At 63.9% G+C, this 7,806-nt stretch carries 8 protein-coding genes and 1 tRNA gene; 5 read left to right on the top strand and 4 right to left on the bottom strand.

All coding sequences use genetic code 11. The annotated features are described in order from the left end of the window. A partial coding sequence (locus tag FBR05_13680; protein ID MDL1873227.1) for an NAD-dependent epimerase/dehydratase family protein occupies positions 1–577 on the bottom strand: 577 nt, incomplete at its 3' end. Continuing rightward, positions 574–1,449, bottom strand: a complete 876-nt coding sequence (gene rfbD / locus FBR05_13685) for a dTDP-4-dehydrorhamnose reductase (protein MDL1873228.1) — start codon at positions 1,447–1,449, stop codon at positions 574–576. The genes FBR05_13680 and rfbD, both read right to left, overlap by 4 nt. A gap of 67 nt (positions 1,450–1,516) precedes the next feature. Between rfbD and FBR05_13690 the strand changes: the two genes are divergently transcribed. The 5 genes from FBR05_13690 to FBR05_13710 all read left to right on the top strand — a co-directional run bounded on the left by FBR05_13690 (position 1,517) and on the right by FBR05_13710 (position 7,256). Further along, positions 1,517–2,164 carry a leucyl/phenylalanyl-tRNA--protein transferase gene (locus tag FBR05_13690; protein ID MDL1873229.1) on the top strand — a complete coding sequence of 216 codons (648 nt, stop codon included), beginning with the start codon at positions 1,517–1,519 and terminating at the stop codon, positions 2,162–2,164. A 69-nt stretch (positions 2,165–2,233) separates the two neighbouring features. Beyond that, positions 2,234–5,047 (top strand): isoleucine--tRNA ligase, encoded by a 2,814-nt coding sequence (gene ileS / locus FBR05_13695; GenBank protein MDL1873230.1) that lies wholly within the window; start codon positions 2,234–2,236, stop codon positions 5,045–5,047. After that, positions 5,047–5,580: a signal peptidase II gene (gene lspA / locus FBR05_13700; GenBank protein ID MDL1873231.1), complete on the top strand. Its 534-nt coding sequence runs from the start codon at positions 5,047–5,049 to the stop codon at positions 5,578–5,580. The genes ileS and lspA overlap by 1 nt, the downstream gene beginning before the upstream one ends. A 69-nt stretch (positions 5,581–5,649) precedes the next feature. After that, positions 5,650–6,558 (top strand): prolipoprotein diacylglyceryl transferase, encoded by a 909-nt coding sequence (locus FBR05_13705; GenBank protein MDL1873232.1) that lies wholly within the window; start codon positions 5,650–5,652, stop codon positions 6,556–6,558. Continuing rightward, the gene (locus tag FBR05_13710) at positions 6,558–7,256 is read left to right on the top strand and encodes a CPBP family intramembrane metalloprotease (GenBank protein MDL1873233.1); all 699 of its coding nucleotides are present in this window, start codon (positions 6,558–6,560) and stop codon (positions 7,254–7,256) included. Before FBR05_13705 ends, FBR05_13710 begins: the two co-directional genes overlap by 1 nt. Here FBR05_13710 and FBR05_13715 read toward each other — a convergent pair. Together FBR05_13715 and FBR05_13720 are read right to left on the bottom strand one after the other, a co-directional pair. Then, positions 7,253–7,441, bottom strand: a complete 189-nt coding sequence (locus tag FBR05_13715; protein ID MDL1873234.1) for a hypothetical protein — start codon at positions 7,439–7,441, stop codon at positions 7,253–7,255. The two genes, FBR05_13710 and FBR05_13715, sit on opposite strands and share 4 nt — an antisense overlap. A gap of 134 nt (positions 7,442–7,575) precedes the next feature. Next, positions 7,576–7,659: transfer RNA gene (locus tag FBR05_13720), tRNA-Leu, on the bottom strand. Between the last annotated feature and the right edge of the window lie 147 nt (positions 7,660–7,806).

The raw sequence follows: 7,806 nt of genomic DNA on the forward strand, positions 1-7,806 counted from the left end.
GAAGCTGATAGGGCCCGTAGTTGTTCGAGCAGTTCGAGACCGTCACCGGCAGGCCGTAGGTATGGTGGTAGGCCCGCGCCAGGTGGTCCGAGGCCGCCTTCGAGGCCGAGTAGGGGCTGTTGGGATGGTAGGGCGTGTCCTCGCGGAACTGCCCCTCCGGCCCCAGGCTCCCGAAGACCTCGTCGGTGCTGACGTGGTGGAAGCGCCGGATCCGCTCGCGGTGCTTGCGCGCCAGCTCCAGCAGGCGGAAGGTCCCCACGACGTTGCTCTGGATGAAGTCATCCGGCGCGGAGATCGAGCGGTCGACGTGCGACTCGGCGGCCAGGTGGCAGATCGCGTCGACCTCGTGCGTCAGGATCGCGGCCTCCACTGCGGCGCCGTCGGCGATGTCGGCGCACACGAAGGCGTAGCGCCCGGGGAAGCGCTCCGCGATCCCCGCCAAATTTTCCAGGTTGCCGGCGTAGGTCAACTTGTCGACGTTGACGACCTTGCCGGCGTAGCCGCTCTCCTCCAGCAGGTAGCGGATGAAATTCGAACCGATGAAACCGGCCCCGCCGGTGACTAGGAGTGCCTTCACGACGCCCTCGCCTCCTCGATCAGCCGCTCGCGGAACCGCGCCACGAACTCGGCCAGATCCTCGCGCCAATCCTTCATCTCGCAAAGTCCCATCGCCCGCAGGCGGCGGTTCTCTAGCCGCGAATTGGCCGGCCGCCGCGCCGCCGTCGGGTACTCCGAGGTCTTGCAGGGACTTAAGGCCGCGTCCAGCTTCATCAGGCGGAAAAACTCCCGGGCCACCTCGTACCAGGTGGCGGCCCCCTCCGCGGCGGCATGAAACAGCCCGCCGACGTCTTCGGAAATCAACCGACGGATCTGCCGCGCCAAACGGTGCGACCAGGTCGGAGCGCCCCATTGGTCGTCCACGACCTTGAGGGCCTGGCCGGCCAGGGCCCGCTTCAAGACGGCCTTGAGGAAATTGGGGCCCGCGATCCCGTAGACCCATGCGGTCCGCAGGATCAAAGACTCGGCGCCGGAGGCGAGGACCTGCCGCTCGCCCTCGAGCTTGCTCTCGCCGTAGAATGACAGGGGCCCGGTGGGATCGTCCTCGGCGTAGGCCTCGGCGGGCGGCTTGCGCCCGTCGAAGACGTAATCCGTCGAGAGGTGCAGCAAGGGGATGCCCCGCTCCCGGCAGGCCCAGCCCAGAAAGCCCGGGGCCTCGGCGTTGACCCGCCACGCCGCCTCGCGCTCGGTCTCGCAGGCGTCGACGCGGGTGAAGGCGGCGGCGTTGATCAGGTAGGAGGGCCGCACCTCGTCCAAAACGCGTTCCATGGCGGCCTCGCGGGAGATGTCGAACTCGTCGCGGCCCAGGGCCACGGGCTCATAACCTTCGCGCAAGACCTCGGCCAAGTCGCTGCCGACCTGGCCCTTCCCGCCGGCGATCAGGATTCTCATGCCGGAGAGATTTAATGGATTAATCCCTTGAAGTCACCCCGGAAATTCCCCTTAAAATAATCCGAGCATGGCCATCCTGCACTTCCCACCCGTCGATACCGCCAGCCCCGAGGGCCTCTTGGCCATCGGGGGCGACCTGGAGATCGAATCCCTCAAGCTGGCCTACGAAAACGGGATCTTCCCCTGGCCCACCGAGGACTACCCCCTGCTCTGGTTCGCCCCGCCACGCCGGGCCATCCTCGAGTTCAAGGACCTGAAGGTCCCCCGCCGGATGCGGCGCGAGCTCAAGGCGAAAGACTTCCGCTTCGCCGTCGACCGCAACTTCCCCGCCGTCATCCGCGCCTGCGCCGCGGGCCGCACCCGCAAGACCCATGGCACCTGGATCAACCCGGCGATGATCCGCGCCTACATCCGCTTCCACGAGGCGGGCTACGCCCACAGCTTCGAGTGCTACCGCGGCGACCGCCTGGTGGGCGGCCTCTACGGCGTGGGCCTGGGCAAGATGTTCGCGGGCGAGAGCATGTTCTACCACGAATCCGGGGCCTCCAAGGCGGCGCTGCTCTATGCCGTCGACTACCTCCGCGAACGCGGCGCCAAGTGGATGGACATCCAGATGATAACCCCCCTGCTCCGCAGCCTGGGCGCCAAGGAGGTCTCGCGCCGGGCCTTCATGGAGCGACTGGCCGTCGCCCTGCGGGCCCCGGACATCTTCTGAATCGCCGCGAAAACCGCCCCGCCGCCGTTATTGACAGCCCCGCAACCCCGTGTTTTAACGGCCCTTCCTATGAACGAACCGAAAGAGCCCGGCAAAGACTACAAAGACACCCTCAACCTGCCGCAGACCGACTTTCCGATGAAGGCCAACCTCGCCCAGCGCGAGCCCGAGTTCCTCCGGCAATGGGACGAGGCTAAGGTCTACGACAAGCTTTTGCAAAAAAACGCCGGCCGGCCCAAATTCGTCCTCCACGACGGCCCGCCCTACGCCAACGGCCACATCCACTTCGGCCACATCCTCAACAAGACGCTCAAGGACATCCTGGTCAAGTACAAGAGCCTCTCCGGCTTCCAAAGCGACTTCGTCCCCGGCTGGGACTGCCACGGCCTGCCCATCGAGCATCAGGTCGACAAAGAATTGGGCCCCAAAAAAAGATCGATGAGCATCGTTCAGGTGCGCCAGGCCTGCCGCGACTACGCCGCGAAGTTCGTCGACATCCAGCGCGAACAGTTCAAGCGCCTGGGTATCCTGGCCCGCTGGGATCAGCCCTACCTCACGATGGACTACGGCTACGAGGCCGCCATCGCCCGCCAACTGGGCAAGCTGGTCGGCAAGGGCATGGTCTACAAGGGCAAAAAGCCGGTGCACTGGTGCATCAAGGACCAGACCGCCCTGGCCGAGGCCGAGGTCGAATACGACAACCACCTCTCGCCCTCCATCTACGTGAAGTTCGAGACCGTCGACTCCCTCAAAGCGATCAGCCCCCAGCTGGAGGGAAAAAAGGTCCAGTTCGTGATCTGGACCACCACGCCCTGGACGCTCCCGGCCAACCTCGCCGTCGCCCTGCACAAAAGCTACACCTACGCGGCCATCCAAGTCGGCGATGAGATCCTGATCCTTGCCGAAGGCCTGCTCGACCAGGTCCGCAAGACGCTCAACATCCAGGAAGACCGCCTGCTCGACCGCATCCCGGCCAAGAAGCTCGAGGGCATCTCGACCAAGCATCCCTTCCTCGAGCGCATCTCCAAGGTGGTTTTAAGCGACCACGTCACCCTCGATGCGGGCACCGGCGTGGTGCACATCGCCCCCGGCCACGGCCAGGAGGACTACGACGTCGGCATGCGCTACGGCCTGCCCATCCTCAACCCGGTCGACAACGAAGGGAAGTTTACGCCCGAGGTCGGCGTCCCCGAGCTGGTCGGCGTCTCGGTTTTTTCCGCCAACCCGCAGATCGTCGAGCTGCTCAAGTCCAAGGGCGCCTTGATGAAGGCGGAAGAGACCAGCCACAGCTACCCGCACTGCTGGCGCTGCAAGTCGCCGGTCATCTTCCGCTCGACGCCGCAGTATTTCATCTCGCTCTCCGCCCAAGACCTGCGCGGCCGCGCCCTCGACGCGATCCGCCGCACCCAGTGGATCCCCCACTGGGGCCGCGACCGCATCTACGGCATGGTCGAAAACCGCACCGACTGGTGCATCAGCCGCCAGCGCAGCTGGGGCGTGCCGATCATGGGCTTCCGCTGCACCGCCTGCAAAGAGTCGCTGCTGCGCGAGGACGTGATCGAGGGCATCGCCAAGCGCTTCGAGGCCGAGGGCGCCGACGCCTACTTCAAATACTCCGCCGAAGAGCTGCTGCCGCCCAGCATCGCCTGCCCGCAGTGCGGCGGCAAGACCTTCGAGAAGGAGACCGACATCCTCGACGTCTGGTTCGACTCGGGCGTCTCCTACGCCGCCGTCCTCGAACGGCGCCCCGATCTGCAGATGCCCGCCGACATCTACCTCGAGGGCACCGACCAGCACCGGGGCTGGTTCCACTCCTCGCTGCTAACGTCGGTCGGCACCGAGGGTCGCGCGCCCTACAAGGCGGTCTTGACCCACGGCTTCGTCGTCGACGGCGAGGGCCGCAAGTACTCGAAGTCGGCGAAAAACTACACCCCGCCCGAACAGGTACTGAACAAGCTGGGCGCCGAGATCCTGCGGCTCTGGGTCTCGGCCGAGGACTACCGCAACGACATCCGCTTCTCGACCGAGATCCTCGACCGCTTGGTCGAGACCTATCGCAAGATCCGCAACACCTGCCGCTTCCTCCTGGGCAACCTCTACGACTTCCAGCCGGAGGCCGACTGGGTGAAGCCCGCCGACCGCGTCGAGATCGACCGCTGGGCCCTGGCCGCGCTGCAAGAATTCATCCAGCGCGTCACCCAGGCCTACGAGGACTACGAGTTCCACGTCATCTACCACTCGCTCAACCAGTTCTGCACGGTGACGCTCAGCGCCTTCTACCTCGACATCCTCAAGGACCGGCTCTACACGGCGAAGGCGGCGGGGCGCGAGCGGCGCTCGGCGCAGAGCACGATCTACGACATCCTGCGGGCGATCACGGGGCTGATGGCGCCCATCCTGTCTTTCACGGCGGAAGAGGTGCACCGCCACACGCCCGACTATCCGGGCAAGGCCGAGTCGGTTTTCTTAAGCGACCTGCCCAAGGCCGATGAAGCCCTGCTCGACAATGCGCTGCTCGAGCGCTTCGACAAGATCGACCAGGTCCGACAGGAGGTCTTGAAGGCCCTCGAGAAGGCGCGGCAAGAGAAGGTGATCGGGCACTCCCTCGAGGCCCAGGTGCGGATCAGCGCCGAGGGCGAGTGGAAGAAGCTATTGCAGGAGAACCTGCAGAATTGGGCGCATTATTTCATCGTCTCGCAGGTGGTGGTGGCCCCCGAGGTCGAGCAGCCCACCTGGACCGGCGCCGGCATCGAGGGCCTGCGCGTCGAGGTAAAGAAGGCCGAGGGCGAGAAGTGCGGGCGCTGCTGGACGCGCTCGATCACGGTGGGCAAAAACGCGGCGCACCCGACCCTCTGCGACCGCTGCGGCAAGGTATTGTCATAATGCGCAAATACCTCCCCCTACTCCTTATCCCCCCGGTCATCATCGCCCTGGACCAATGGACCAAGCAGCTCATCCTCGACTCGATCCCCGTCGGCCGCAACGTCCCCGTCCTCGAGGGTTTCTTCGACCTGGTCCACTTCCGCAACCGCGGCGTGGCCTTCAGCATGTTCGACGACCTGCACGCCGCCGGGCACCAGTGGTTCTTCTACGCCGTGACGATCGTGGCCACGATCGCCTTGATCGCCCTCTACCGCAACACCGCCCCCGGCGACCGCAAGATGCAGGTCCCCCTGGCGGCCATCCTGGGCGGGGCCTTGGGCAACTTCATCGACCGGCTCCGCTTCGGCGAGGTGGTGGACTTTCTCTACTTCCATTGGCGCCACCAGATGGCCGACTTCGAGCTCTTCGGGCGGCACTTCAAGTTCGTCCTCGCCTGGCCGGCCTTCAACGTCGCCGACGCCGCCATCACCTGCGGGGCCCTCTTCCTCGTCTTCAAAGTCCTCTTCGAGTCCAAAAAGAAGCCGGAAAATTAGCCCCGCCCGGGGGCCTAAGCCCCATTTTTCAGTCGAAGTCCGCGCGGGGATGCATTATGTTCGGCCTCTATGCGTCCTTTTATCTATTATAGCCCCGAGTTCGCCATCCCCAGCTTCGCCTTCATGCTGATGATGGCCTCGCTGGTCGCCACCACCGTCTCCTACAAGATGGCGCCCAGCCGCGGCCTCTCGCAGGTGGCCGTCCTCGACTTAGGCATCATCGGGACAATCATGGCCGTGATCGGCGGGCGGCTCTTCCATATCTTCGTCGAGGGCCCCATCTACGCCTCGCCGGGCTATAGCAATTACTATTGGGAGCACCCCACCCACCTCTGGCAGATCTGGCGCGGCGGCTTCGTCAGCTACGGCGCCTTCCTCGGCCTGGGACTGGGCTGGGTCGTCTACCTGCGTTGGCGCAAGCTGGATACCTGGGCCTACCTGGACCACGTCGGGCTCTTCGCCGGGCCCTTCATCGACTTCTTTACCCGCCTGGGCTGCCTGCTGGCGGGCTGCTGCTACGGGCTGAAGAGCCCCTTCCACGACCACGGCAAGTACCTGCTCTACATGGTATTCAACAACCGCAGCAGCGACGCGGGTTACAAGTTTCCCGGGGTCCCCCTGTGGCCGACCCAGATCTACAGCATGATCGCGGCGGTCTTGATCTTCCTGATCTGCTACTGGATCGAGCGCCACCGTAAGTTCAAGGGCCAGGTGATGATGAGCTTCCTCATGCTCTACGCCTTCTTCCGCTTTTGGATCGAGTTCCTGCGCGGTGACATGGACCGGGGCGTTTACTTCAGCGATAAGATCTCGACGGCGCAGATCATGAGCATCCTGTTCTTCGTCTCCTGCGCCGTCATTTATCAAATTTTGAAACGTAAAAATGCGGCGGCCGCAGGGGCCGCTCCAGCGCGTCCCCAAGCCGAGGAAAAGACCTCCTTGCCGGGAAGCGCCCCGAGGGACGAATCCGCGCATTGATGAACCCTCCCGCCGAACAACCCGCGACGCCCGCGCTCGACACCCGGGCCCTGTTCCGCCAGACGCTATGGGTCTGGTTCTTCACGATGCTGGCCACCCGCGGGCTCTACGAGCTCCAGCGCATCCGGTTTTTCCAGGAAAATATGATGCTCTTCACGGGGATCCTGCTGATCTACGTGCCGATCTTCGTGCTGTGGCGGCGCAAGGAGCGGATGGATTTCTTCGAGGCCTCCGGGCCGCAGCTGCTGCGCTCGCTGGGTTGGTTTTTGCTGCTGTCGGCGATCGTGTTTCCGGTGATCGAGGCGGGAAACCGCTGGTTCCAGGCGGAGTTCTTTCACCGGCATTACGTGGGCGGAAATTACCAGGGCCTGGCCAAGGCCGCGCTCTTTCACTTCCTGCTGGTGGCGATCCCGGAGGAGTTTTTCTACCGCGGCTACATGCAGACCCAATTCAACCGGATCTGGGGCAGGCCCTTCCGGCTCTTCGGCGCCCCGGTGGGCTGGGCGCTCTTATTCACCTCGCTCTTATTCGCGTTGTCGCACAGCATGATCGTGCTGCGCTGGTGGCACTTCTCGATCTTCTTCCCCTCCCTGGCCTTCGGCTGGCTGAAGGAAAGGACCGGGGCGATCACGGCGGGGGCGCTGTTCCACGCGCTCTGCAACGTCTACAGCTTTTGGGTCGCCTTGAATTACCGCTAATGGCTCATCGCCCGCTCTTGCTCGAGCTTGGATTGAAGCACCCGCAGGACTTCCGCCTCTTCCTTCAGGTTTTCCTTGAAGCTGCGATTGTCGGTGTGGCTGATCTCGCGGCTCAGCTCGCGCATATGGTGCATCAGCATGTTCTCGAGGTATTGTTTCTCCTTCATCGTCAGCTCGATCTGCATAGTCCCTCCTCTTGGGTCATGCCCCTCGTCCCAAAGAAGATTGTAGCGCAAAGGGGGAAAACCTGACGAGACCAAAAAAAACCCCGTCCGAAGACGGGGTTTTGAGGGATATTGCTGAGCACCAGCTCTCAAATTGGTGCCGCGGGGGGGACTCGAACCCCCACGGATCTCTCCACATGCACCTCAAACATGCGTGTCTGCCATTCCACCACCGCGGCGTAGCACCAAATTTTCAAAAAAGACTTAGCTGAAACCTTAAGGACAAGTCAACGCAGATTGGTTGTAGGGGCGAGCCTCGCGCCCGCCCTCCCGTTCCTTGGGGCGAACACGAGGTTCGCCCCTACATCATTTCGGATTCGGCGAGG

It is taken from the genome of Deltaproteobacteria bacterium PRO3, assembly GCA_030263375.1.
Taxonomy (GTDB): domain Bacteria; phylum UBA10199; class UBA10199; order DSSB01; family DSSB01; genus DSSB01.